Source organism: Helcobacillus sp. ACRRO (assembly GCF_022347125.1).
Classification (GTDB): domain Bacteria; phylum Actinomycetota; class Actinomycetes; order Actinomycetales; family Dermabacteraceae; genus Helcobacillus; species Helcobacillus massiliensis.
Genome location: NZ_JAKRNG010000032.1, coordinates 1 through 24,582 on the forward strand (window position 1 = coordinate 1; position 24,582 = coordinate 24,582).

Sequence of the window (24,582 nt, forward strand, 5' to 3'; positions counted from 1 at the left end):
CGGCCCCGGCCCGACGCCATCCGCGAGAGCGCCCGACGCTTCTTCACCAGGGACCGGGCGTGGGCGTTCCACCAGGAGCGCTCCGGCCACGACTTCCTCTCCCCTGGCCTCTGCGAAGCCGACCTCATGCTGCTCGCCCTCGATCCGGATGAGCTCGCTGACTGGCTGCCGGCGTTCCTCACCGACCTGGGCGAAGACTCCGAGATCCTGCGGCCCGTGCCGGTGCTGGACCCCACCGACGGCCACCAGTCCCACCTCGACGGGCTCGGCCTGACCGCTGCCGCTTCCGGGCTGCGCCTGGCGCGCGCACTCGACCGGATCGGTGCCCGGTCCGACCTCTCGGCTGCGCTGCGCGCGGCGGCCCCCTCCCTCATGGCGCCGGGCACCGCCGCTGCTGTCTCGGATGAGTACATGGCCAGCCACTGGCTCGCCACCTTCGCGTGGGAAGCATCGCACGAAGTCGCATAGACCAGGCGCCGCCTCCCCGGAGTCCGAGGAGGCGGCGCCTATCAGTGCTGAAGGATCAGCGGAAGGTGTGGAAGGTCGGGTTGCCCCAGATGTTGCGCTCAGTGACGGCCTGCGGGGTGCGGCCGGCATCGATCACACGGCCATTGCCGAGGTAGATGCCCACGTGGCCCGGCCATGCCACGAGGTCACCGGGCTGCGCCTGGGACCGCGGGATCTGACGGCCGGCAGCGGCCTGGGAACCGGAGGTGCGGGGCAGCTTGATGCCCGCTGCCCTGTAGGCGTGCTGGGTGAGGCCGGAGCAGTCGAAGCCGATGCCCGGCTTGGAGGCGCCCCACTTGTAGGAGACGCCGGTCTGCGCGCGGGCAGCGGAGATGATTGCTTCAGCGTTGAAGCTGCCGTTGGAGGGTGCCGCTCCGGGCTTCGAGGTCCCGTTGCCCGCCGGGATGGAGACGCCGCCGCCGTTGAGCGCGCTGCGGGTGGCGGGGCCGACGATGCCGTCCGGAACCAGGCCGGCGGCGGACTGGAAGGCGGTGAGGGCGTTGCGGGTGGCGGCGCCGTAGACGCCGTCCACTGCGATGCTGGCACCGCGGGCGTTGAGCGCCGCCTGAAGTTCGCGGACCGCAGAACCGCGATGGCCCGGGCGGATCTTCGCGGTGGAGCTGATCGCGGTCGCCGGAGCGGATGCGCTCTGGCCGCCGGTGGAGCGCAGAGCACCGCGGGTGGCGGGGCCGACGACGCCATCCGGAACCAGACCGTTGGCGGACTGGAAGGCGGTGAGGGCGTTGCGGGTGGCGGCGCCGTAGACGCCGTCCACTGCGATGCTGGCACCGCGGGCGTTGAGCGCCGCCTGAAGTTCGCGGACCGCAGAACCGCGGTGGCCCGGGCGGATCTTCGCGGTGGAGCTGATGACGGTGGCGTTCAGGCTCGGCGCAGCCGGTGCCGTGTGCACGGGGGCGGCGGGAGCATTGACGGCGTTGGCACCGGTCATGACGCTCATGGCACCTGCACCGGCGAGGACGACGCCTCCGGTCTTGGTGAGGGTGGATGTCATGTCGATGCGGATCTCAGCGGGACCGGGGGCGCGATGAGTGTTCTGGCGTGCCACGAGCAGCGGTTTCCTTCACGGGTCGAGGATCGAGGCGTCCCTGGGGACGCACGGGAAGCGACAGAGCGGCGCCCGTGAACGGGCGGGGAAGGAAGCTGCTCCGTGTGGAATATGGCCCGCGCTCAGATGAAACCCGAGGTGGGGCCCTTCGCTCTCAACTGTAGGGCCGCCTGGGGACCCCTCCCCGTGTGTTGAACCGGCTGTGCAGAAGATTTGACCCTCGCCTTGACCTAACGGCGGACCGGCTCACGAAACGCCTCAGACATTGGGCCAAGAGAACCCAAATCTGCACGCGATGCAGACCGTGTCTTTGCTTTCTCTTTGCTCTAGCGGTGGATATTCGACCATTACAGGGGACTTCTTGGTGCTCTTGTGCCCCGTTTCAGGGAGGGAGGGCGAAAAAAGTCTGAACCTTTACTCGAGGCTGAGCCGTTCCCCGAGGCGGATCAGCATGAGAAGAGCGCCGCTCCCACGGATGGGATGCGGCGCTCTCCTGTCATCACTGCCCGATCAGGCAGCGAGTCTCATGTCCCGCTCGATCAGCGGAAGGTGTGGAAGGTCGGGTTGCCCCAGATGCTGCGCTCAGTGACGGCCTGCGGGGTGCGGCCGGCGTCCACGACCTTGCCGTTGCCGGCGTAGATGCCGACGTGACCGGGCCATGCCACGAGGTCACCGGGCTGTGCCTGGGACTGCGGGATCTGGCGGGCAGCGGCGACCTGCTGGCTGGAGGCGCGCGGCACATCGATGCCGGCGGCGTCGTAGGCGAACGAGGTCAGGCCGGAGCAGTCAAAGCTGGAGCCCGGGTTGCTGGCGCCCCACACGTAGGTGGCACCGATCTGGGAGCGGGCGGCCTCGAGGACGGCCTGGCCGTCGCCGGAAGCGGAGGAGGTGGAGCCCTCGGCATCGGACTGCTTGTTGGCGACCGGTGCGGCGGTGCCGCCGGCCGGAGCGGATGCGCCCTCGGCACCGGATGCGTCCTCGGTGCCGTTGAGGGCATCGCGGGTCTCGGGACCGACGCGGCCGTCGACCCGGTTCAGGTCGTTCTCGGCCTGGAAGTCGCGCACGGCCTGGTCGGTGGCGGGACCGAATACGCCGTCCACCTTGATGTCGGCGCCCTGTGCGTTCAGAGCGGTCTGGAGGGTGGAGACGTTGTTGCCGGCGGAGCCCCACGTGAGGATGGCGGTGCCGTCGAGGGTGATGTCCGCGGCCTCATCGGCGGCCGGTGCGGTCTCAGTCTTCTTCTCCTGGCTGGGTGCCGCCGCTGCTGGGGTGCGGTTGACCTGCTCGGGGTCCACTTCGCCTGCACCCGGTGCCTCGGCGGCGCCTGCGGCTGCGGTGACGCCGAAGACGCTGGCGCCTGCCAGTGCCATGCCGGTCAGGACCTTGCAGGCCCCGGCGATGGGGAGACGGATCTCTGCTGCGCCGGCGGTGCGGTGGAGGTTGTTGGTAGCCATGCTTCTCTTCCTTTGCGTGTGTTCTCTGGTGATGCGCCGTGCGGCGTCTCCCGTGCGGGAGGAAGTCGATCGAGGCGGTGGGCTGCTGTTCGCTGACCCGAACCCGCTGCTGCCCTGTGGCCTCGTGGGAACCACGCTATGTCCGGGTCGGCCGTCCTCCCGTGCGTGTTGAAGGGGTCGGTCAGGGACTTTTACGAAGAGGGCGGTGGCTCGATGCACCAGGTCACAGAACGCCTGCCGCTGTGATCTCGCTGCAATCTTGTGTTGACGATTCAATTGCTTCGCGCCGCTTCGTTTGAACTCTCGTGACGATGTCCCCCGTCGGCCTCCCCGCCGGCGGCGCCGCCTCACGGCGGATCCTGCCTCGAGGGCGTGTGACCAGGTGTTCTGCACCGCGCGGCGGCGCCGCTGCCTGTTCAAGATCCTTTGCTTCCGCGCGGATTCCGTGGCGCACCGTTGCCACGGGGCGGCGCGCCTCAACCAGTTCCGCGTGGCACTGCGCGGGGTACGACGAAGCGCCGCTCCCCGAAGGGAACGGCGCTTGTGCGGTCTCTGAAGGGGCGCACCGGCTCACGCCGGGGCTCGCCGCATCAGCGGAAGGTGTGGAAGGTCGGGTTACCCCAGATGTTGCGCTCAGTGACGGCCTGCGGGGTGCGGCCGGCGTCCACGACCTTGCCGTTGCCGGCGTAGATGCCGACGTGGCCGGGCCATGCCACGAGGTCACCGGGCTGTGCCTGGGACTGCGGGATCTGGCGGGCGGCGGCGACCTGCTGGCTGGAGGTGCGCGGCACATCGATGCCGGCGGCCTTGTAGGCGTAGGAGGTCAGGCCGGAGCAGTCGAAGCCGGAGCCCGGGTTGCTGGCGCCCCACACGTAGCCGGTGCCGATCTGCGAGCGTGCGGCGGCGAGCACGGAGCTGGAGGAGTTGGAGTTCTGAACCGGGGCGGACTTGCCGGTGCCGCCGGGGATGGATCCGGAGCCGCCGTTCATGGCGCCACGGGTCTCCGGGCCGACGACGCCGTCGACGGCGATGCCGGAGGAGGCCTGGAAGTCCTTGACGGCTGCGAGGGTGCGGGGGCCGAACTTGCCGTCGACCGCGAGGCTGGCGCCCTTGGCGTTGAGGGCGGACTGCAGCTCGGAGACGTTGCCGCCGGTGGAGCCGTAGCGCAGCTTGGAGGTGAAGGTGAGGGTGGGGGCGGTGGCGCGCTCAACGGGGGCCTGAGCGGTCTGCGGAGCGGCAGTGGTGGCCTTGTGTGCGGCGGGGGCCGGGGCGGGAGCGGCGGTGGCTGCCTGTGCACCGGAGAGGACGCCGAAGACGCCTGCGCCTGCGAGGGCGATGCCGGTTGCTGCCTTGCCGGCGGTGCCGAGGGGGAAGCGGATTTCTGCTGCGCCGGTTGCGCGGTGGGTGTTGTGACGAGCCATGGGGTGCCGTTCCTGTTCTGGTTACGTGTTGCTGAATGCGGGTGGGTCCTGGAGGAGCCCGAGTCTGTTCTGGGTCATGACAGCCGAGATCTCCACCCTCTGCGGGCTGGTCTCCGGCGTTGCCTGTGCTACCAACCTACGGAGGGTCGGGGCCATCTCCTAGGCGGTTGGCAATGCTTGACCGACGGCTTTGCTCAAGACCGCCCGAACCGTTGACTCATGTCACAAACACGGGGGTATCGTTCCCATTCCCTCGCCTGCGCTTGACCGCACTTTTAAGGAGTCCGCTCAGTGGTTCCCGTGGGCGGTCCGGGTGGGGATGGGGTTTGTTCGGCGACCTCGGACAACAGCGAAGCCCACCGGCTTGGCCGATGGGCTTCAACGAGTCACTGTCTCACGGTTTCTCGAGTGGAGGTAAGGGGATTCGAACCCCTGACCTTCTGCATGCCATGCAGACGCGCTACCAACTGCGCCATACCCCCGAGAGGAAATATTCTGTTTTTCCTGTCCCGCTGTCGCGAGGACCCCTCTAGATTACACACGTTCCGTGGTCGGGTGAAATCCAGTCGTCAGGAGTGTGACGCCTCCCTCAGAGCCTGCTGCCTTCGGGCGTGCGAGCCCGTTCGGTGGTGGCGGGACCGACCTTTGCGGGCACGCTCGGCGGCAGGTTGTGCGCCACGATCCGCATCCAGCCGGTGGGCGGCCCGGCGGTGGTGTACGTCAGTTCGGTGCGGTGGCAGTTGGCCAGTCCCCCGATGCCGCGGAACCCGTCGGCCTCGAGGCCGAGCATGGCGGTGATGCCGAGGGTGATCGCGGCGCCGTGGGAGACGATGACGGAGGTCTGGTGGGCGGGGGTGTCCGCCATGATGTCGCGGCAGGCGGCGACGAAGCGGTCGGCGACGGCGTCGCGCTCCTCTACGCCGACTCCGTGGACGGCGCGGCCGCTGCGCCAGTCGCGGTACTTCTCCGGCCAGCGCTGGGCGATGTCCTCGCGGGTGAGTCCCTCCCACTGTCCGAAGCTGCGCTCCAGCAGGCGAGGATCGTTCTCCACGTCGATGCCGAGGCGGTCGCCGATCTCCAGTGCGGTTTCGTGGGCCCGCATCAGTGGCGATGCCCAGATCCGGTGCACGCGCGCATGCCCGGCGAGGGCTTCGCCGACGGCGCGGGCCTGGGCGTGGCCGGTGTCGTTCATCGGGATGTCGACCTGGCCCTGCAGGCGGCCCTCCACGTTGTGTTCGGTCTGCCCGTGTCGCACGAGGATGAGGGAGCCCATCAGTGGTGGGCGGGGCGACCGTCGTCGAGCTGGAGGTCGATGACGGGGGCGTCGCGCCAGAGCCGGTCGAGCGCGTAGAACTCGCGGTCTTCGGCGTGCTGAACGTGCACCACGATGTCGGTGAAGTCCATGAGGATCCAACGGGCGTCGCTCTCGCCTTCGCGGCGCTTGAGCTTGTAGCCGGCCTTGTGCATGTCCTGTTCGATCCCGTTGCACACGGCGGACACCTGGCGCTCGGAGTCGGCGGAGGCGATGACGAAGATGTCGGTGATGGCGAGCTGCTCGGAGACGTCGAGGGCGATGACGTTCTCGGCGAGTCGATCGGTGGCGGCCTGCCCGGCGACGCGGGCCATGTCGATGGATTCCTGAGGGATGCTCACAGGGAAGAGACTCCAATGCGTGGGGGTGAGAGGTCAGCGATGGTGGCGGTCAGGCTGGTGGTGGGGCCGACGGGGTCCGCACCGGACTGCAGGATCCCGGGGCCGATCAGGCCGAACAGGACCAGCAGCACAATGGCGAGCAGAACGAGTGCGATGACGCCCCAGGTGATCCAGGCTCCGACACCGGCGGTGGAACGGGTGGGCTTGTTCAGCACAGTGCCTTCGAAGCGGGGCGCGGGCCGCGGATCCGGCGCGTCCTCCGGGGGCAGCTCACCGAATTCGACGCCGTCGTGGTCGCGGTCCGCATCGGCGGCGCGGTCCCGGCTGAGCTCCGCCGTCGCGGTACCGGCAGCAAGCGCCGTGGAGCCGAGAGCGGCGGCCACGGTGCCGATGGAACCCTGGTCATCGGCATCGACATGAGCCGCTGCACCGCCGTCCACGTCGGTGTCCGCATCGTCCACCTCGTCGTCGGCATCAGCCGGGACGACGTCGTCCTCGTCCCCATCAGACTCGTCGTCGGCGTCCATGCCGTCAGCGACAGTGCCATCGGCGACGCTGGCGTCAGCGTCCTCACCGGCCTCGTCGGGGAGCTCGTCACCGACCACCAGCGGGTCAGAGGCCAGGACGTCCTCGGCGGTCTCATCGGCCTCCTCGACGTCCGCGGTCTCGTCCGCATCAGCGGCGTCCTCCGCGTCGGCGGGCTCTCCCGCGCCGGCGAGGTCGACCTCGTCGGCTGTCTCCTCCTCGCCGGAGAGCTTCTCGGCGTCAGTAGGCACGTCGGCGTCAGTGGGCTCTTCGGCGTCCTCGTAGTTCAGTGCGGGATCCTCCACACCGAGCTCCAGATCAGCCGGGCCGTTCTCCGCGACCGGGACATCCGAGGGGTCGAAGACGACCGGCTTGAACTCGATGGTGATCTCGCGGCCGTCCACGGTCTCGGTGACGCGGTGCGGATCGAACCCGTCGGCCGCGTCCTCCTGCACATCGGGCGCCGCTTCCTCCACCCGCAGCGCGGAGGCGGGCAGGAGCCCATCGCGCTCCGGCTTCGGGGAGTCCGCGGGCGGAATCTCCATCACGGGACGGAAGGCGAACAGGGACAGTGTGATGGTCCCTCCGCGACGACGTGCGGAGCCTCCCTCGGCCGCGCGGGCTCGGCGGCCGCGGCGGCCGGTCACGCTGTTCTCAGGAGCCATTGCCACTGCTTTCTGTGTAGAGGGCGTACTTGTTGATGTACTGGACCACCCCATCGGGTACGAGGTACCAGACGGGCTCGCCGCTCGCGACACGCGTGCGGCAGTCGGTGGAGCTGATCGCCATGGCGGGAACCTCGATGAGGGTCACCTTGTCGGCCGGCAGTCCACCGAGCTCCAGATCATGTCCGGGGCGCGTCACGCCGACGAAATGCGCGAGGTCGAAGATCTCGTCGTAGTTCTTCCACGTGAGGATGTTGGTGAGGGCATCCGCTCCGGTGATGAAGAACAGGTCGTCATCGGGGAACTGCTTGCGCAGGTCGCGCAGGGTGTCGATGGTGTAGGTGCGGCCCGGCCGGTCGATGTCCACGCGGGACACGGTGAACACGGGATTCGCGGCGGTCGCGACCACGGTCATCAGGTAGCGGTGCTCCGGATCGGAGATCCGGTCGTCCTCCTTCTGCCAGGGGCGACCGGTGGGGACGAAGATGACCTCGTCGAGCCCGAACACGCTCTGCACTTCCGAAGCGGCCACAAGGTGGCCGTGGTGAATGGGGTCGAACGTTCCGCCCATCACGCCGAGTCGTCTGCGCGTGCGCTCCATCGTCAGTTCACTGCTCCTGCGGGACCGTCCTGGGGTCAGCGGCGACGGCGCTGGTGCTCGCGGTGGGTGCGCTCCAGCTCTGCGACGGTGCGGCGGCCCTCCGACGGCTGCTGGCGCAGGCCGGAGAACAGGTAGGTGATGCCCAGCAGGGACATCAGAATGATGAATGCGCCGATCCCGATGACAGCGGGGTGCACACCGCCATGGGACACCTCGGCCTCGGAGGCTGCCAGCAGAACCTGATCCAGCATCGAATCACCTTTCACGGAGGGGTCTGAACGCTCAGAGGAGAGCTCGGTCCATTGTTTCACATCCGGAGGCAAAGCCCCACGCAGCGGGGCCGTCGTCACGCTCAGGGCTGATCGTCCGCTCCCCCGCCGTCCGAGGCCTGATCCGCCTTCTCCCATTCGGAGCGGCGCTTCTCGTTCTCCTTGTCCGCGGCGCGGCGCTTCTCCTCCGTCTCCTTCGCCTCCTTCAGGCGGTCGATCTTCACATCTGCGCTGCGCAGGGAGGACTTCAGCGCATCGCGCTGCGCCTTCACATAGTCGTGGGTGGAGGTGGAGCTAAGGGCGTGCAGCCCCAGGTCCTGCAGGCCCTGCCCGGACAGCTGCTCTGTGAACGCCGCTGCGGACTTCCGCTTCGCAGCGGCGTCCTCCAGAGCCGTCGGCACATCCACCCCCGGGCCCGGCTGCTGCACAGCGTCGATCTGCTTCTTCTGCTCCGCCGCCTGTGCTTCCAGCGAGCACGGCACCGTTGGGTCGAACATGCCGCGCTTGTTCTTCATAGCGCTGTTCTGTCCGTCGAGGACCTTCTGGTAGAACCGCTTGTTCTCCTTCACCCCCGCCGCGGTGGCGAGGCCCTCCTTGGCGATGTCCTGATTGATGGAGACGTCATCGACCTGGACCAGCGCCTGCAGGTGACCGGCGGAGTTCTTGCGCTCGTGATCGAACACGAGATCCACCTCGGTGCCGCTCGGCAGACGCTTCGCCAGGTATTGGGCGGATTCGTTCGCCAGGCACTGCTGGGGCTGGTCACCGGTCGCGATATCGGGCGCGTTCACATTGATCAGATCCACTGCTGTGTCCTTGCCGTCGATATCGACGATGACCGTGTCCCCGTCCTGCACCCCCACCACCGTGGCCCTCTGGGTGTCGGATCGGACATAGGAGTTGTAGATCCACAGCCCGCCGAGCACCAGCATCGCTGTGCCCGCCATGAGCAGGACGGCGTACAGCAGCGATGTCAGCCGTGTGCGTGCAGACTGTTCCACAGAGGGATCCTTTCGCCGGGAGCTCAGGCAGGGGCCTCGGAGGACTGGGGATCAGTCTAGAGACCCGCGGGCCGCGCCGCGCTGGTCAGCGGCACTTCCGGAAGGTCTTGCCGCCCGGCATCCCGTAGCGCTTGCCGGTGTAACCGCCGTCGGCACCGTAGGGGATCTCAGGCCCGTAGGGCACGCACGAGGACTTCCCGGACTTCGTCGGCTTGTTCTGCTTCGGCTTCGGCTTCTCCTGCTTCGGTGCCGGCTTGGGCTTCTCCTGCTTCGGCTTCGGCTTCTCCTGTTTCGGTGCCGGCTTCGGCTTCTCCTGCTTCGGTGAACGTCTCGGCTTCTCGGTCGACGGCGCCTCTCGCTTCGGCTGCTGCTGCGCAGGGGCCGACGGCTTCGACTCCTTCGGTCGGGTCGGCTCCTCCTTCGCCGGTCGAGGCGTCTGAACCGCGGGCCTCTTCGGAGCGCTCTGCGCGGCGGACTTCTCATCGACAGTTCGCGCCTCAGAAGAGCGAGCCTGCTCAGCGCGGCGCACCTGCTCACGTTTGTCGAAATCCGCCCTCACGGCGCGAAGACGGCCGGTGGCCTTCTGGTGCTCGTCGCTGATCAGTGCGTGCTGTGCGTCGCGGTAGCCGCTCAGCGAGTCAGCGGCGTAGATGCCGAGACCGAGGGCGACCAGGTTGCCGCCGGGCGCCACGGCGCTGACCAGCGTCTCGGCGGAGCTGAGGATGTCGTCGGCTCCGGCCGGAGCGGCGGCGGGCGAAGCAGCAGTCGATGCAGCGGGCGGGATCTGAGAGAGCGACGCCTGCGCCGCCTGCACCTGAGCCGGCAGCGAGCACTCGACCATGGGATCGAACAGACCGCGCTTGCCCTCCTCCGCTTCCTTCTGGCCGGCACGGACCGTGCTGAAGAACTGGGTGTTCGGCTCATAGCTGACCGCGACGCCAAGACCCTGTTCGGCGATCTCGCGATTGATGAGGGAGCCGCCCACGGACACGGCCGCGAGGGTGCGCCCGTAGCGGTCGGTGCGCTCTTCGTCGTACTCGAGCTCGACCTCGGTTCCGGCGGGCAGACGCTGCGCCAGCCATTCAGCAGCCTCCGGGCCCATGCATTGGACCGGCTTGTTCGGATCCTTGGTCTCCGGAGTGTCGACGTTGAGGAGGCGGACAGTCGTCTCCTCCCCCGCAATGGACATGATCACGGTGTCCCCGTCGATCACACTGATGACAGTGCCGGTGCGGTCTGAGCCGCCGCGGGCGAGTTCGAGCGCGCCGGCGACCCCCATGCCGAACAGCAGTGCCCCGAGGAGAGTCAGCACGAGCACTGTGCGCCGCCGGCGTGGGCGGGGCGATGCTGAGGCAGCTGGCCTGCCGGCACATGCTCCTGCGGCAGCGGGCTCCGGCAGCTCCCAGCTCTGCCCGTCGTGTGTTCGGTCCTGCACCATCGCGGTCCCCCATCTGATCCTGAGCCGCCTCTGCTCGCGGCATCCTCACCGAAGAGTAAGTCAGCGCCCAGCCTGCATCCAGAGAAAGATCAGGAGGTGTCCAACGTCACGCCGATGCGCCGCCCCGTACGATGGAATCCGACCCGCCCCTTCTGCCGGCCTGGAGGCCCACCGTGACCACCCGCTCCCCCGTCATCACCGTCGTCGGTTCGATCAACGCCGATCTGTCCGCTGTGGTGCAGCGCCACCCCTCCCCCGGTGAGACCCTCCACGGGACCGGCGGCGAGATCACGCCGGGCGGCAAGGGTGCGAACCAGGCAGTCGCCGCGGCGAAGCTCGGCGGCACCGTGCGGATGGTGGGAGCCGTCGGCACCGACGCAAACAGCGAACCTGCCCTGCAGGAGCTGCGCGCCGCCGGGGTCGACCTGACGGCGGTGGATGAGGTGCCCGGCCCAACAGGGCTGGCGATCATCACGGTGGACGCCGCCGGAGAGAACACGATCATCGTGGTTCCCGGGGCGAACGGCGCGATGGACGCGGCCCGGGTCACCGCCGCCCGCGCCGCTGTCGAGGGCGCCGCCGTGGTGATCAGCCAGGGCGAGATCCCACGCGATGGCATTGAGGCGATCCCCGGCCTCGTACCGACGGATGCGCGCTTCCTGCTCAACCCGGCACCGGTGCTGAACCTGGAGCGCTCCGTGGTCCTCGCCGCGGATCCGCTGGTGGTCAACGAACATGAGGCGCAGCTCGTGGCGGACCAGTTCGGCATCGCCTCATCCGGCGCCACCGCCGCGTGCACCGCGCTGCTCACCGCGGGCGTCCGGTCGATCGTGCTGACGCTCGGGGCGGACGGCGCCGTCGTGATGGAGCACGGCAGCGACAGCGTCAGCATCCCCGCCGTCACGGTCACCGCGGTCGACACCACCGGCGCGGGCGACGCGTTCATCGGCGCACTCGCGCTGAAGCTGGCCGACGGGGATCCACTCGTGGACGCTGCTCGCTTCGCGGCTCGGGTCGGCGCCTACGCGGTCACAGGACGCGGAGCGCAGACGTCGTACCCGTCGGCCGGTGACGATCTGCCCGCCTGATCAGTCGTCCTTCGACGGGTCCGCCCATTTGCCGGAGCGTCGCTCCTCGTCCATCGCTGCAATGCGCCCCAGGCGCTCCTGAGTCCGCACCCGCTTCACCTCGCGCTTCTCGGCACGGGTAGGACGGCTGGACTCCTCGAAGCGCAGGTCGGTTCCGCGGGCACCGAGGTGCTCGGCTCCGCCCAGCATCGTCGGCTCCCAGTCGAACACGATCGCGTCCTCGCCGGGGCCGATGACGACCGTGTCGCCGGCCTTCGCCCCCACCTTGAACAGTTCATCCTCGACACCGAGGTTGTTGAGGCGATCGGCGAGGAAGCCGACGGCTTCGTCGTTGGAGAACTGGGTCTGGCGCACCCACCGCTCGGGCTTGTCGCCCACGATCCGGAAGGCGTAGTGCCCAGCGTACTGCTCCTTCTCGATCGTGAAGTCCTTCTCCTTGCGTCCTCGCATCCGCGGCTTCAGCGTGACGACCTCACGCTCCTCGTCCTCGGGTTCCGGGACGGCCGCACGGGCCTTCTCCACCATAGAACCGAGCGCCAGTGCCAGTTCCCTCAGGCCCTTGTGGGACACGGCGGACACCTGGAAGATCGGCATCCCCGTCTTCTCCAACTCGCCCATCACCATCTCGGACATGTCCACGCCGTCCGGCAGGTCCGTCTTGTTGAGGACGATGACACCGGGGCGCTCCATCAGCGGCGGCATCCCCTCAACAGCGCTCTCCTGGTCCAGGGAGGCGGCGTACTGCCGCAGTTCGTTCTCGATGGTGCGGAAGTCATCAACAGGATTGCGGTCCGACTCCATCGACGCCGCGTCCAGCACATGCACCAGCACGTGGCAGCGCTCGATGTGCCGCAGGAACGCCAAGCCTAGGCCCTTGCCCTCGGACGCGCCGGGGATCAGGCCCGGGACATCCGCCATCGTGAAGCGGAACTGCTGCTCCTGCACCACACCGAGATTCGGCTGCAGCGTGGTGAACGGGTAGTCCGCGATCTTCGGACGGGCGGAGCTCATCCCAGCGATCAGCGAGGACTTCCCGGCCGACGGGTACCCGACGAGGGCGACGTCCGCGATGGACTTCAGCTCGAGCACGAGCGTGCGCTCCTCACCGGGCTCGCCCAGCAGTGCGAACCCGGGGGCCTTGCGCTTCGCCGACGCGAGCGAGGTGTTGCCGAGACCGCCCTTGCCGCCGCGGGCCGCGACGAAGCGGGTGCCCACGCCGACGAGGTCGGCGATGAGCTCGCCGTCGCGGGTCTTCAGCACGGTGCCGTCGGGGATGCGCAGCACCAGGTCCTCACCGTTCCTGCCCTCGCGGTTGTCGCCCTTGCCGAAGCCCCCCGATTCAGCGCGGCGATGCGGCAGGTGGTGGAAGTCCATGAGGGTGGTGATGTTGCGGTCCACTTCGAGGATCACGTCACCGCCGTTGCCGCCGTCGGCACCGTCCGGGCCGCCCAGGGGCTTGAACTTCTCGCGGCGGATGGAGGCGGCACCGTCACCGCCGTCACCGCCGGTGACGTGGATGACTGCTCGGTCGATGAAGGTCGCCATGGATCTCCCCTAAGTGCCTGGTTGCGTGTGCGTTCAGTGTAGGCGGGCGCTCAGAGGACGCCCGCACAGAAGAAGCGAGGAGCGGGATTGAAACCCGCTCCTCGCTTCGGATGCTTTTCGGTCGCGTGTGCCGATCAGGCAGAGGCGACGACACTGACGACCTTGCGGTCGCGCTGACGGCCGAACTCGACGGTGCCCGCGGTGAGCGCGAACAGCGTGTCGTCCTTGCCCTTGCCCACACCGCTGCCGGGGTGGAACTTGGTGCCGCGCTGGCGGACGAGGATCTCGCCTGCGAGCACGTCCTGGCCGCCGAAGCGCTTCACGCCGAGGCGCTGTGCGTTCGAGTCGCGGCCGTTCTTGGATGAGCTGACGCCCTTCTTCGATGCCATGAGTCAGTTACCTTCTCTCGATTATCGGATCGCCGATCAGGCGATCTTCGTGACCTTGAGCCGGGTCAGTTCCTGACGGTGGCCCTGGCGCTTCTTGTAGCCGGTCTTGTTCTTGTAACGGAGGATGCGGATCTTCGGACCGCGGAGGTCCTCAACGATCTCGGCAGTGACCTTCACGTTGGCGAGGTCGTCCTTGGAGGAGGTGACCTTGTCGCCGTCAACGAGGAGGACCGGAGCGAATTCAACGCTGTCGCCCGCCTCGCCTGCAACGCGGTTGATCACGATGGTGTCACCGACCGACACCTTCTCCTGACGACCGCCTGCGCGGACGATTGCGTACACCACGTCTCTACTCTTTCCTACTTGCTGACACAAAGCTGTTGTGGCCTGGCATCTCAGACCGCCAGCCCCCACCCAGAGGGCTCAGGACGAGCCGGAACTCGGGCGGAGATCGGGAGATGCGCACACCTGGTGCTGGAAAAGCACCGACGTACAGAATACGAGAGCGCACACAGGCCGGTCAACAGAACACGCACCCCCATGGGGCTCAGAGCACATCCGAGCCCGGTGGCTTTGGTCACGTCGACCGGCCGGCGACGTCAGTCCTCCTCGGCCGTGAGGTCCAGTGCACTCTGCGGGTCATCCTGAGCCGACGGCTCCTGCGACTCGGCCTGGCCCGACGGCTCCTGCGGAGCGTCCTGGCCGTCCTGGGCCGGCGCGCTCTGCTGTTCATCCTGGGCCGACGGGGCCTGCTCCGGCTCACCGTCCTGGTCGAGGCTGATGACCTGGCCGTCCACCGTCACCTCCGGGTGATGGTGATCGTCCTTCGCGGTCGCGGCCGCGATCGAGGCGATCGTGGCGCGGGCGAGGTCGCGCGACTTCTGGTCCTGCTCCAGGACCTGGACATCGCTGCTGTTCTTCTGGTCCACGATCTCCTGCACGGCGTCACGAGCGCGCTCAGCTGCGGCTTCGCGCTTGGCGTCCGCATCGGCGAGGGCCTGCTCAGCGTCGGCCTCCGTCGGCGCGCTCTGCTTGGAGCCGCGACCACCGTTGCCGTTCGCGCTGCCGCCGGAGTCACGACCACCGCGCTTGCCGCGCCCGCGGCGCCCACGACGGTTGGAGTCGTCCTCGAACGCGGGAGCCTCCTGGTGCTGGTGACCGTCGAGGTCGATGATCACGCCGCGGCCGTTGCAGCTGTCACAGGTCGAGGAGAAGGTCTCCACGAGGCCGGCGCCCACCCGCTTACGGGTCATCTGCACGAGGCCGAGGGAGGTCACCTCCGCCACCTGGTGCTTGGTGCGGTCACGGGAGAGGCATTCGATGAGGCGGCGCATGACGAGGTCGCGGTTGGATTCGAGCACCATGTCGATGAAGTCGATGACGATGATGCCGCCGGTGTCGCGCAGACGCAGCTGACGGACGATCTCCTCCGCCGCCTCCAGGTTGTTCTTGGTGACGGTCTCCTCCAGCGAGCCGCCGGCACCGCCGGTGAACTTGCCGGTGTTGACGTCCACCACGGTCATGGCCTCGGTGCGGTCGATGACGAGCGAACCACCGGAGGGCAGGTAGACCTTGCGGTCCATCGCCTTCATCAGCTGCTCGTCCACGCGGTGCTTGGCGAACGAGTCGCGGTCACCGACGTGCTTGGTGACGCGGTCCAGCAGGTCCGGCGCCACGTTGGAGAGGTACTCGTGCACCTCCTGGTACACGCTCTCACCCTCGACGATCAGCGAGGTGAAGTCTTCGTTGAAGATGTCGCGGACCACGCGGATCGCCAGGTCCGGTTCGGTGGACAGCGCAGCCGGGGCGTTCTTCGACTTGCGGGTCTTCTCGATCTTCTCCCACTGCTTCTGCAGACGCTCGACGTCCCGCGTCAGCTCCTCATCCGTTGCGCCCTCAGCGGCAGTGCGGACGATCACGCCCGCGTCCTTCGGCACGATGGTCTTCAGCAGCTTCTTCAGGCGGGCGCGCTCGTTCTCCGGCAGCTTGCGGGAGATGCCGGTCATGGAACCGCCCGGCACGAACACCAGGTAGCGGCCCGGCAGGGAGATCTGCGAGGTCAGGCGGGCGCCCTTGTGGCCGATCGGGTCCTTGGTGACCTGCACCAGCACAGGGTCGCCCGGCTTGAGGGCCAGTTCGATGCGGCGCGGCTGACCGTCGAGTCCAGCGGCGTCCCAGTTGACCTCACCGGCGTACAGCACGGCGTTGCGGCCCTTGCCGATGTCGATGAAGGCGGCCTCCATCGACGGCAGCACGTTCTGCACCTTGCCGATGTACACGTTGCCGACCATCGAGGTCTGCGACTTCTGCGCCACGTAGTGCTCCACGAGGATGTTGTCCTCGAGCACGGCGATCTGGGTGCGGCCCGGGCGCTCGCGCACGATCATGGAGCGCTTGACGGACTCGCGGCGGGCCAGGAACTCCGCCTCGGTGATGGAGTGGCGGCGACGGCCGGACTCACGGCCCTCGCGGCGGCGCTGGCGCTTCGCCTCCAGGCGGGTCGAGCCCTTGACGGCTCGAACCTCGTCGCGGGCTTCGCGCACGCGCACCACCGTGTTCGGCGGATCGTCCGACTCAGGCTCACCGCTGGAACCCGAGGAGCGGCGACGGCGACGACGGCGACGGCTGCTCGAGGGCTGCTCCTCCTCCGAGGAGTCGTCATCGTCGCTGTCGTCGTCATCCGAGGACTGGTCGTCTCCGGAGCTGCGCTGATCATCGTCACCGCGGCCCCGGCCGCGCCGACCACGGCCACCGCGGCGGCGACGGCGGCGGGACGAGGAGCGCGAGCCCTCCGAATCGTCGTCATCGGAGTCGTCGGAGTCACCGTCGTTGACGTCGTCATCGTCCTCATCGGCCTCGTCACGGCTGCGCTGCGCCTGCTCGGCGCGGCGACGACGCGACTCTTCGCGACGACGCTCCGCCTCTGCGCGGGCGGCCTCGAGGTCGGGGGCGTCGAAGCTCAGAGCGGAGCTGATCTCCACGCCGTTCGCATCGAACTGCGGCTCATCGTCCTGGTCCTGGTCGCTCGGCGTCGGTGCCTGGAAGAGGAGGTTCGCGAAGTCGGCGGTGTCGGCGGCGGCGCGGCGCTGACGCTTCGGCTCCGGAGCGGACTCGCGCAGGGCCTGCAGGTCATCGGCCACACCCTGATTGCGCTCGCCCTGATCGCGGTCGTTCTGGTCGCGCGGGGCGTCTGCGGCCTCAGCGGGCGCGTCCTCGGTGCGGTCGTCGCTGGAGGATCGGCGCGAGCGGCGACGCGAGCTGCGCTCAGAGCCATCAGCGCTCTCCGAGCGGCGGCTGCGGCGGCGAGGGCTCGGCTCCTCCTGCTGGTCGCTCTGGCTGCTGGGGTCGTTCTGATCGGAATCGGCCGACGGGGTCGAATCATCAGCCTCGCTGCTGCGGCGGGAACGGCGACGGCTGCGCGCGGTGCGGCGGTCCTCCTCGGCGCGCTCCGCACGCTCTGCGCGGCGAGAACCGGCGCGCTTCGGCTCAGCGGCGAGCACCTCAGCGGCGTCCTTCGGAGCTTCCTTCGGCGCATCCGTCGATGCACCCTTCGTATCCTTCGCCGACGTGCGGGCGCTGGTGCTGCTCTTCTCCGCCTTCGCCGGGGAGGCGGCGCGGGTGCGCGTGGCGGGGCCGTCGGCCGGGGCGGCCGAGTCCGCTGGCGCGGAGGCGGCAGCGGCGCGGCGGCGCTGGCGGAAGTTCACGGGTGCCGCATCGGTCACGACGCTGGAGGCGGCGGGAGCGGCGGCAGTGGTGCGGGGGCTCGAGTCCTGGTCAGGGGCGGGGCTGCTCACCTGAGGCGCGCCGGCTGCGCTGCCGGCTGCTCGGCGACGGCGTCGGGGCGGAACGCTCGAGACGCTGGTCGACGAGGGTTCATCAGTGTGCGGGTGTGCATCAGCCATGGGGCTGCTCCTTTTCGGCGGAACCACCGCACCGTGGCCCGTTCAGGTCATCGTCCCCTGGGGGACGGAAGTCAATCATTCCCTCGCGCTGCTCCGCGGAAGCGGAGCGCTGCGGTGCTGACCTGCAAGCTTCACGGCCTGGTTCGGCGGAGCGCTCAGTCAACGGAGGGTGCCGGATGCTCGGTGCGGAGCACGTCGGCGTTCGCGCCCCAGTATCGCACACTGCTCCTGCGGGGAGCGGAGCGAACCGCCGCTCGATCCCATCGCATCGCACTGCGGGACGGACCAGGACCTTAGCCCTATCGGTCCCAAGCCGGGAGCACTACCCTGAGACCGTCCCCTCACCCATTCCTTCAGATTGCAAAGGACGCAGCATGGAGGCTCTTGATTTCGCACGGTGGCAGTTCGGCATCACAACCGTCTACCACTTCATCTTCGTCCCCCTCACCATCGGCCTCTCCCTCCTCGTCGCGATCATGCAGACCGTCGCCTACACGTCGAAGGATCCGGTCAAGGCTGACTCGTGGACCCGACTCACCAAATTCTTCGGCTCCATGCTGATCGTCAACTTCGGCATCGGCATCGCCACCGGCATCGTGCAGGAGTTCCAGTTCGGCATGAACTGGTCGGAGTACTCCCGCTTCGTCGGCGACATCTTCGGCGCACCACTGGCCCTGGAGGGCCTGATCGCCTTCTTCATGGAGTCGACCTTCCTGGGCCTGTGGATCTTCGGTTGGAACCGCATGTCGAAGAAGGTCCACCTGCTGACGATCTGGCTGGTCGCCCTCGGCACCACCGCGTCCGCGTACTTCATCATCGCGGCGAACTCCTTCATGCAGCACCCCGTCGGCGCTCAGTTCAACCCGACCACCGGCCGCGCTGAGCTCGACCCGGAGGCCGGCGGCATCTTCGCCGTCCTCGCCAACCCGACCACCCTCGCCGCATTCCCGCATGTGATCGCGGGCGCCTGGCTGGTCGCCGCCGCGTTCGTCACCGGCATCGCCGCCTTCCACATGGTGCGCCACCACAACCGCGCCCAGGAGCTCGAGGCCGACACCGCTGCCGCCCAGGAGCACACCCACCTCGCCCGCGAGGTGTTCCGCCCCGCGGTTCGCTTCGGCACCCTCGCCATGGTCATCTCCGCACTGCTGATCTTCGTGTCCGGCGATGTTCAGGCCAAGCTCATGTTCCAGCAGCAGCCGATGAAGATGGCGTCCGCTGAGGCGATCTGCGAGGACCAGGAGGGCGTGCCGTTCTCCATCCTGACCGTCGGCGGCCCGGAGGCGTTCAAGCAGAACTGCTCCGACGTCACGCACCTCATCGAGATCCCGTACGTCACCTCCATCCTGGCGACCAACAACCCCAACGCTGAGCTGCGGGGCGTGGAAAGCCTGCAGAAGGAGTACAAGGAGAAGTTCGGTGACACGGTCGTCAACGCCGCCGGCGAGACCGTCGAGGCCGACTACCGTCCGAACCTGTTCGTCACCTACTGGTCCTTCCGCCTCATGATGGGCTTCGCCGTCTTCTCCGGCATCCTCGCCGTCTGGGCATGGTGGGTCACCCGCGGCAAGGGCGAGATGCGCCGCACCACCGGCTCGAAGTGGTTCGCCCGCTTCGCAGTGCTCGCCATCCCGATGCCGTTCCTGGCGAACTCCGCCGGCTGGGTGTTCACCGAAATGGGCCGCCAGCCCTGGGTGGTGCACCCCTCCCCCAATGGTGATCCGATGGTGCGCATGATGACCATGCAGGGCGTCTCCGGACACCCCGACTGGATCGTCATCCTCACTCTCGTCGGCTTCACCCTCATCTACGGCGCCCTTGCGGTGGTCTGGTACTACCTGATGCACAAGGCCGCGGTGAAGGGCGTCTCCGCCCCGCAGCGCGTCACCGCCGACGACGGCGCCAAGCAGCTCGACACCCCGACCATCAGCTTCGGCTACTGAGGCACAAGGAGACTCATCATGGATGCAACATTCCTCCAGATCCTCTGGTTCGCGCTGATCGCGGTGCTGTTCCTGGGCTACTTCGTCCTCGAAGGCTTCGACTTCGGGGTCGGCATGAACGTGTTCCCGCTCGGCAAGGGCGATGAGCGCCGCAAGAAGCAGATCCTGCGCACCATCGGCCCCGTGTGGGACGGCAACGAGGTGTGGCTGCTGGTGGGCGGCGGCGCCATGTTCGCCGCCTTCCCGGAGTGGTACGCCACGCTGTTCTCCGGCGCCTACCTCGCCCTGTTCGTCATCCTGCTCGCGCTCATCGTGCGCGTGTGCGCCTTCAAGTACCGCGACAAGGTGGACAGCCCCACCTGGAAGAAGGCGTGGGACTGGATGCACTTCATCGGCGGCTTCGGCCCCGCCCTCCTGTGGGGCGTCGCCTTCGCCAACATCGTGCGCGGCTTTGAGATGGAGGCGAATGCCGGAGGCAACTCCGTCATCACCACCACCCTGCTGGGCCTGCTGAACCCGTTCGGCATCCTCGGCGGCCTGACCTTCGTGCTGCTGTTCTGGCTGCACGGCACCCTGTACCTGGCCCTGCGCACCACGGGCGACCTCCGCGAGGACGCCAACCGGCTCGCCGGCCGCATCGCGATCCCCACGATCGTGGTCGCCGCCGTGTTCGTGGTGTGGGCCCAGATCGCCCACTCCCACACCTGGTGGACCTGGATCCCGCTGGTGATCGCGGCGCTCGCCCTGATCGCCGTGGTGCCGCTCAACCGTGCTCGTCGTGAGGGCGCCGCGTTCGGCGCCACCTCCCTGGCGATCGCGATGGCGACCATCCAGCTGTTCGGCGGCCTGTTCCCGTACGTGCTGCCCGCGGTCAACGACGACGCCCTGTCGCTGACGGTGACCAACGCGTCCAGCACGGAGTACACCCTGACGGTCATGACCATTGCTACGGTGGTGCTCCTGCCGATCGTCCTCGCCTACCAGGCCTGGAGCTACTGGGTCTTCCGTCACCGCGTGACCGGTGAGGACACCCCGGCTCCCGGTTCCGGCATCGTCGGCCGTGTGCGCGATGAGTACCGCGCCGCGTTCGACACGGATGATCACCGCACCGAGACCGCCCGCTGACTTCGGTCAGCTGAGAGGGAATTAGAGCACGTGGCTCGTCGACAGCCTCCCCTGGACCCCCGCCTCATCTCTGAGGTCCGCAGTGCCCGCCAGCACCTGGCGCTCACTGTCGCAGCGGGTCTGGTGGAGGCTGTCGCCATGATCACGGTCGCCTGGTGCGTGGGCCGCCTCGGCGCCGCGGTCCTCCAGCACAACCAGTGGCCGCTGGAGCACCCCGGGGTGCTCGGCGTGCTCACCCTCGCCCTGGCGGTGCGCGCCCTCACCCAGTGGGTGCGGGAGCTCACCGGCCACCGCGCCGCTACGCGCACCATCGCGCAGCTGCGGCAGCGCCTCATGCGCCACCTCGCGCTCGCTGGCCCCCGGGGCCGCGTGGACGCGAACGGAAGGCCGACGGAGGCCGCGTCGTCCGCGGCGCTCGCCACCACCGGCCTGGAGGCGCTGCGCCCCTACATGACCGGGTACGTGCCGCAGCTGGCGCTCGCCGCCACCGTCACCCCGCTTGCGCTCCTCGCCATCGCCTGGTGGGACCTGACCAGCGCGATCGTGGCGCTGGTGGCGATCCCCCTGATCCCGGTCTTCATGATCCTCATCGGTCGCATGACCGAGAACGCCTCCCAGCGGTCCCTCGGCACGATGCGCACTCTCTGGTCCCAGACCCTCGACCTCGTGGAGGGCCTGCCGACGCTGCGCGCCCTCGGCCGGGAGCGCGGCAGCGAGCAGATCGTCGAAGGCCTGGGCCGCGAGCACAAGTCCTCGGCGATGCGCACCCTCGCGTTCGCGTTCCTGTCCTCGTTCGTGCTGGAGCTCATCGCCACCCTCGGCGTCGCCCTGATCGCCGTCTCGATCGGCCTGCGCCTGGTGTACGCCGAGATGGAGCTGTTCCCCGCGATCGCCGTGCTGGTCCTCGCCGCCGAGGTGTACCTCCCGCTGCGGCTCGTGGGGCAGCAGTTCCACGCCTCCGCCGACGGCGTCGCCGCCCTCGACGCCGCCTTCGCCGTGCTCACCGCTCCTCTGCGTCCCGAGGGCTCTACGGCAGCCCCTGATCTGCGCACCACCACGATCCGGATCGAGGACCTGTCCGTCACCGGCCGCGACTCGACCGCCCCCGCGGGACTGAACGTCGTCATCGAACCCGGCGGGGTGCACGCCCTCACCGGCCCGTCGGGCTGCGGAAAGTCCACCGCCGTCAGCGCCCTGCTGGGCCTGCTGACGCCCACCGATGGCCGCATCGTCCTCGAACCGGCCGGATCCGCCCCCATCGACCTGGCCGACGTGGACCTCCCCGCTCTGCATGAGCAGGTGACATGGCTGCCGCAGCGCCCGGTCATCGGCCCCGGCACCATCCGGGAGATCCTCACCGGCAGCGCCGCAGCCGACGGCACCGCCCCCGACGATGAGCAGCTGCGCGCCGCCATGGACGCTACCGGCCTCGGCGACGTCATCGACGACCGCGGTTGGGACGCCGTGATCGGCCGCGGCGGCACCGGCCTCAGCGTCGGCCAGCGGCAGCGGGTCGCGCTCACTGCGGCCCTGCTGCAGCACCGGCCTCTGGTGATCCTGGACGAGCCCACCGCCCACCTCGACGGCGAGAGCGAGGACCGCGTCATCGCCGTCATCGACCGTCTGCGCGACTCCGGCTCCACCGTCCTCATCATCACGCACCGCACCAGCCTCCTCGAGGTTGCGGATCGCGTCACACCCGTCCGGTCGGCCGTCCCCGCGGCTGCGGACGAGACCGCGGAGGTGCCCGCATGAGCCAGCACCGAAGCGTCCCCGACCTCGAGCACGCTGAAGCACCCGCCAGCGCCGACCGCCGCCTACTCGACCAGCACGACCAGGAGCCGGACCGCACCCTCTCCCCCATCACCCTGATGCGGGCGCTGATGGAGATTCCGCCGCGGTCGATCATTGCGGCTGTCGCCGCCGGCGTGGCGACCCTGGCGGCTGCGTTCGCCCTCGCCGCCGTGTCCGGCTGGCTGATCACCACCGCGTGGACGATGCCGCCGGTGCTGGACCTGTCCATCGCCGTGGTGTCGGTGCGGGCGCTCGGCATCTCCCGCGGCGTGTTCCGGTACGTGGAGCGCATGCTCACGCACGACGCCGCCCTCACCGGTGTGATGAACCTGCGCACGAACCTGTTCACCAACCTGTCGCGCCGCACCGATGACCATCTGCAGCGCCTCAAGCGCGGCGACCTCCTCGCCCGCATCGGCGACGACGCGGAGGACATGGCCGATGACGTCATCCGCCACGTCATCCCAGCGATCGTCGCGGCCGTCATGGCCGTGCTGGTTGTGCTCACGTTCTTCCCCTTCGCGCCGATCGCTGCCCTGTTCATGCTGGCGTCCCTGCTGATCGCGTCCCTGTGGGCGCCGTACGCCGCCTACCGGGCCGCTCAGCACACCGAACGCGCCCTCGTGCAGCGGCGCATGCGCCTGGCGGCGATCACCCTCGACATCGCCGACAACGGCGACGCCATGCGGGTCGCCGGCACCCTCGAGACCGCCCTGGCCGATCTCAGAGACGCCCAGGCGGACCTCGATCGGGGCCTGGACGAAGCGGCGCGCCCGTCGGCCTTCGCACAGGCCGGCGTCATGCTCGCCATGATCCCCGCACTGGTGGGCTCCATCCTCGCGGCGGGCGCCGTGCACCTCCTGCCGGCCGACGGGTTCGCCGGCGGCATCGTCCCCACCACCGCCGGCATCGTCGGCCTGCTCCTGCTGCTGCCGCTGTCCAGCTTCGAAGCGGCCACCGTCCTGCCCGCTGCGGCCCGCCAGAAGGCCCGATCGGAAGCCGCCGCGGAGCGCCTCAGCGACATCGCCGGCACCGGTGAGATGCCCGACATCGACGACGACGCCCACCGCGCCGCCGCCCTCCCCGCCGTAGACAAGGGCCACCGGGCGCTCACCCTCGCCGCCACGAACCTCACGGTCGGCTGGGTGCCCGGCACGCCCGTGCTGCGGGACTTCACCCGCACGTTCGCCCCCGGCTCCCGCACGGTCGTCCTCGGCGCATCGGGCCGCGGCAAGACGACGCTGCTGCTGACCCTGGCCGGACTGCTGGCACCGCTGCGAGGACGGGTCTCCGTCGGCTCCCATTCGAGCGGGCAGTGGGTGTCCCTCGCAGGCCTTGACGAGCAGCAGCTGCGCGGGCACATCACCTCCTACGCGGAGGACGCACACCTCTTCGCCACCTCCCTGCGGGAGAACATCCGGGTGGCCCAACGCGATCTCGATGACGAGCAGATCCGCGGTGCTCTCACCGACGCGGGCCTCGGCGGCTGGGTTGCGGGCCTGCCGGGCGGGTTGGACACCATGCTCGGGTCCGGCGGCACCGACGTCTCCGGCGGTGAGCGCCGCCGCATCCTGCTGGCGCGCGCCATCGCCCGCCGCTCACCCATCACCATCCTGGACGAGCCCACCGAGCACCTCGACGAGGACACGGCGCACGCGCTGATGCAGCGCATCCTCGGCACCGGCGAGGACGCCCTCTTCGAGCACTGCACCGTCATCGTGGTCACCCACGACCGCCGCTTCACCGAACTCGGCGCCGACATCATCGACCTGGAGGACCCCGCATGGCACGCGTGACCCGCATCGACGAACTGACGCTCGCCGTGCTCAACGGCCACGACGACGATGAGCTGCTCGACTACCTGATGGACGCATCGTTCTCGGACCTCCACGCCGACACCCTGATGCTGCTGCTGCCAGCGGGGCCGCGCGCCTGGTCCTGCGAAGTGGTGCGCGGCCGCTACCGCGACGAACTCATGGGCCGCGACGTCCGCTACGAACCGGAAGCGCCGGGCCGCTCCAGCCGCATGGCGCGCACCCTCGACTCGCAGAACGCCCCCGGGTTCGACCTCCTCACCTGGGAGGCGATCTCCCGCACCCTCACCGGGCACTATCTCGACCCCTACGAGCAGGACGACCTGCCGATCCCCGGCACGCTCTGGGCCGACGGGGACCGACGGCCCAGAGCGTGCCGGGG

21 protein-coding genes and 1 tRNA gene are annotated in these 24,582 nt (G+C 69.0%); 7 read left to right on the forward strand and 15 right to left on the reverse strand.

Annotated elements, in window-relative coordinates:
- Positions 1–468: DUF2891 family protein (locus tag MHY20_RS10065; protein WP_239376556.1), on the forward strand; the 468-nt coding region annotated here is incomplete at its 5' end.
- A 55-nt stretch (positions 469–523) separates the two neighbouring features.
- Here the strand turns inward: MHY20_RS10065 and MHY20_RS10070 are convergent.
- The 11 genes from MHY20_RS10070 to MHY20_RS10120 all read right to left on the reverse strand — a co-directional run bounded on the left by MHY20_RS10070 (position 524) and on the right by MHY20_RS10120 (position 10,474).
- Positions 524–1,573, reverse strand: coding sequence for a peptidoglycan-binding protein (locus tag MHY20_RS10070; protein WP_239376557.1), 1,050 nt, complete (start codon positions 1,571–1,573; stop codon positions 524–526).
- 539 nt (positions 1,574–2,112) lie between these two features.
- A complete protein-coding gene (locus MHY20_RS10075; RefSeq protein ID WP_239376558.1) occupies positions 2,113–3,027 on the reverse strand; it encodes an NlpC/P60 family protein in 915 nt (304 codons plus the stop codon).
- Positions 3,028–3,617: 590 nt separating this feature from the next.
- Positions 3,618–4,448: a C40 family peptidase gene (locus MHY20_RS10080; RefSeq protein ID WP_239376559.1), complete on the reverse strand. Its 831-nt coding sequence runs from the start codon at positions 4,446–4,448 to the stop codon at positions 3,618–3,620.
- Between the two features lie 409 nt (positions 4,449–4,857).
- Positions 4,858–4,930 (reverse strand) — tRNA-Ala (locus MHY20_RS10085).
- A gap of 107 nt (positions 4,931–5,037) precedes the next feature.
- Positions 5,038–5,721 carry a histidine phosphatase family protein gene (locus MHY20_RS10090; RefSeq protein ID WP_239376560.1) on the reverse strand — a complete coding sequence of 228 codons (684 nt, stop codon included), beginning with the start codon at positions 5,719–5,721 and terminating at the stop codon, positions 5,038–5,040.
- Positions 5,721–6,101 carry a ribosome silencing factor gene (rsfS, locus tag MHY20_RS10095; RefSeq protein WP_183374067.1) on the reverse strand — a complete coding sequence of 127 codons (381 nt, stop codon included), beginning with the start codon at positions 6,099–6,101 and terminating at the stop codon, positions 5,721–5,723. Before rsfS ends, MHY20_RS10090 begins: the two co-directional genes overlap by 1 nt.
- On the reverse strand, positions 6,098–7,291 hold the full coding sequence (locus MHY20_RS10100) for a hypothetical protein (protein ID WP_239376562.1): 1,194 nt from the start codon (positions 7,289–7,291) through the stop codon (positions 6,098–6,100). The genes rsfS and MHY20_RS10100 overlap by 4 nt, the downstream gene beginning before the upstream one ends.
- Complete coding sequence (gene nadD, locus MHY20_RS10105; protein WP_183374063.1) at positions 7,281–7,892, reverse strand: nicotinate-nucleotide adenylyltransferase; 612 nt, start codon at positions 7,890–7,892, stop codon at positions 7,281–7,283. Before nadD ends, MHY20_RS10100 begins: the two co-directional genes overlap by 11 nt.
- A 35-nt stretch (positions 7,893–7,927) precedes the next feature.
- Positions 7,928–8,143, reverse strand: coding sequence for a hypothetical protein (locus MHY20_RS10110; RefSeq protein WP_239376564.1), 216 nt, complete (start codon positions 8,141–8,143; stop codon positions 7,928–7,930).
- A 101-nt stretch (positions 8,144–8,244) separates the two neighbouring features.
- A complete protein-coding gene (locus tag MHY20_RS10115; RefSeq protein ID WP_239376566.1) occupies positions 8,245–9,162 on the reverse strand; it encodes a thermonuclease family protein in 918 nt (305 codons plus the stop codon).
- Between the two features lie 85 nt (positions 9,163–9,247).
- Positions 9,248–10,474: a thermonuclease family protein gene (locus MHY20_RS10120; protein WP_239376568.1), complete on the reverse strand. Its 1,227-nt coding sequence runs from the start codon at positions 10,472–10,474 to the stop codon at positions 9,248–9,250.
- A 299-nt stretch (positions 10,475–10,773) separates the two neighbouring features.
- Between MHY20_RS10120 and MHY20_RS10125 the strand changes: the two genes are divergently transcribed.
- The gene (locus MHY20_RS10125; protein WP_239376570.1) at positions 10,774–11,688 is read left to right on the forward strand and encodes a ribokinase; all 915 of its coding nucleotides are present in this window, start codon (positions 10,774–10,776) and stop codon (positions 11,686–11,688) included.
- Here the strand turns inward: MHY20_RS10125 and obgE are convergent, their stop codons facing one another.
- The 4 genes from obgE to MHY20_RS10145 form a co-directional block, all read right to left on the reverse strand.
- Positions 11,689–13,233, reverse strand: coding sequence for a GTPase ObgE (gene obgE, locus MHY20_RS10130; protein ID WP_239376572.1), 1,545 nt, complete (start codon positions 13,231–13,233; stop codon positions 11,689–11,691). It lies immediately after the preceding gene.
- A 134-nt stretch (positions 13,234–13,367) separates the two neighbouring features.
- Positions 13,368–13,622 (reverse strand): 50S ribosomal protein L27, encoded by a 255-nt coding sequence (gene rpmA, locus MHY20_RS10135; RefSeq protein WP_183374051.1) that lies wholly within the window; start codon positions 13,620–13,622, stop codon positions 13,368–13,370.
- 36 nt (positions 13,623–13,658) lie between these two features.
- Positions 13,659–13,967, reverse strand: coding sequence for a 50S ribosomal protein L21 (gene rplU / locus MHY20_RS10140; protein WP_183374049.1), 309 nt, complete (start codon positions 13,965–13,967; stop codon positions 13,659–13,661).
- A 254-nt stretch (positions 13,968–14,221) separates the two neighbouring features.
- A complete protein-coding gene (locus tag MHY20_RS10145) occupies positions 14,222–17,524 on the reverse strand; it encodes an Rne/Rng family ribonuclease (protein WP_239376574.1) in 3,303 nt (1,100 codons plus the stop codon).
- Between the two features lie 374 nt (positions 17,525–17,898).
- Here MHY20_RS10145 and MHY20_RS10150 point away from each other — a divergent pair, with 374 nt between their 5' ends.
- The 5 genes from MHY20_RS10150 to MHY20_RS10170 form a co-directional block, all read left to right on the forward strand.
- Positions 17,899–19,467, forward strand: coding sequence for a cytochrome ubiquinol oxidase subunit I (locus MHY20_RS10150; protein WP_239376576.1), 1,569 nt, complete (start codon positions 17,899–17,901; stop codon positions 19,465–19,467).
- Between the two features lie 18 nt (positions 19,468–19,485).
- Positions 19,486–20,592 (forward strand): cytochrome d ubiquinol oxidase subunit II, encoded by a 1,107-nt coding sequence (cydB, locus tag MHY20_RS10155; protein ID WP_239376578.1) that lies wholly within the window; start codon positions 19,486–19,488, stop codon positions 20,590–20,592.
- A gap of 30 nt (positions 20,593–20,622) precedes the next feature.
- On the forward strand, positions 20,623–22,347 hold the full coding sequence (gene cydD / locus MHY20_RS10160) for a thiol reductant ABC exporter subunit CydD (protein WP_239376580.1): 1,725 nt from the start codon (positions 20,623–20,625) through the stop codon (positions 22,345–22,347).
- Positions 22,344–24,182: a thiol reductant ABC exporter subunit CydC gene (cydC, locus tag MHY20_RS10165; RefSeq protein WP_239376581.1), complete on the forward strand. Its 1,839-nt coding sequence runs from the start codon at positions 22,344–22,346 to the stop codon at positions 24,180–24,182. Before cydD ends, cydC begins: the two co-directional genes overlap by 4 nt.
- The coding region (locus MHY20_RS10170; protein ID WP_239376582.1) for a hypothetical protein at positions 24,170–24,582 on the forward strand (413 nt) is incomplete at its 3' end. The genes cydC and MHY20_RS10170, both read left to right, overlap by 13 nt.

Excerpts from the sequence above, each read along its gene's own strand:
- MHY20_RS10075 (WP_239376558.1), bottom strand. The coding sequence starts at position 3,027 with ATGGCTACCAACAACCTCCACCGCACCGCCGGCGCAGCAGAGATCCGT.
- MHY20_RS10080 (WP_239376559.1), bottom strand. The coding sequence starts at position 4,448 with ATGGCTCGTCACAACACCCACCGCGCAACCGGCGCAGCAGAAATCCGC.
- MHY20_RS10090 (WP_239376560.1), bottom strand. The coding sequence starts at position 5,721 with ATGGGCTCCCTCATCCTCGTGCGACACGGGCAGACCGAACACAACGTG.
- MHY20_RS10100 (WP_239376562.1), bottom strand. The coding sequence starts at position 7,291 with ATGGCTCCTGAGAACAGCGTGACCGGCCGCCGCGGCCGCCGAGCCCGC.
- nadD (WP_183374063.1), bottom strand. The coding sequence starts at position 7,892 with ATGGAGCGCACGCGCAGACGACTCGGCGTGATGGGCGGAACGTTCGAC.
- MHY20_RS10110 (WP_239376564.1), bottom strand. The coding sequence starts at position 8,143 with ATGCTGGATCAGGTTCTGCTGGCAGCCTCCGAGGCCGAGGTGTCCCAT.
- obgE (WP_239376572.1), bottom strand. The coding sequence starts at position 13,233 with ATGGCGACCTTCATCGACCGAGCAGTCATCCACGTCACCGGCGGTGAC.
- rpmA (WP_183374051.1), bottom strand. The coding sequence starts at position 13,622 with ATGGCATCGAAGAAGGGCGTCAGCTCATCCAAGAACGGCCGCGACTCG.
- MHY20_RS10145 (WP_239376574.1), bottom strand. The coding sequence starts at position 17,524 with ATGGCTGATGCACACCCGCACACTGATGAACCCTCGTCGACCAGCGTC.
- MHY20_RS10150 (WP_239376576.1), top strand. The coding sequence starts at position 17,899 with ATGGAGGCTCTTGATTTCGCACGGTGGCAGTTCGGCATCACAACCGTC.
- cydB (WP_239376578.1), top strand. The coding sequence starts at position 19,486 with ATGGATGCAACATTCCTCCAGATCCTCTGGTTCGCGCTGATCGCGGTG.
- cydC (WP_239376581.1), top strand. The coding sequence starts at position 22,344 with ATGAGCCAGCACCGAAGCGTCCCCGACCTCGAGCACGCTGAAGCACCC.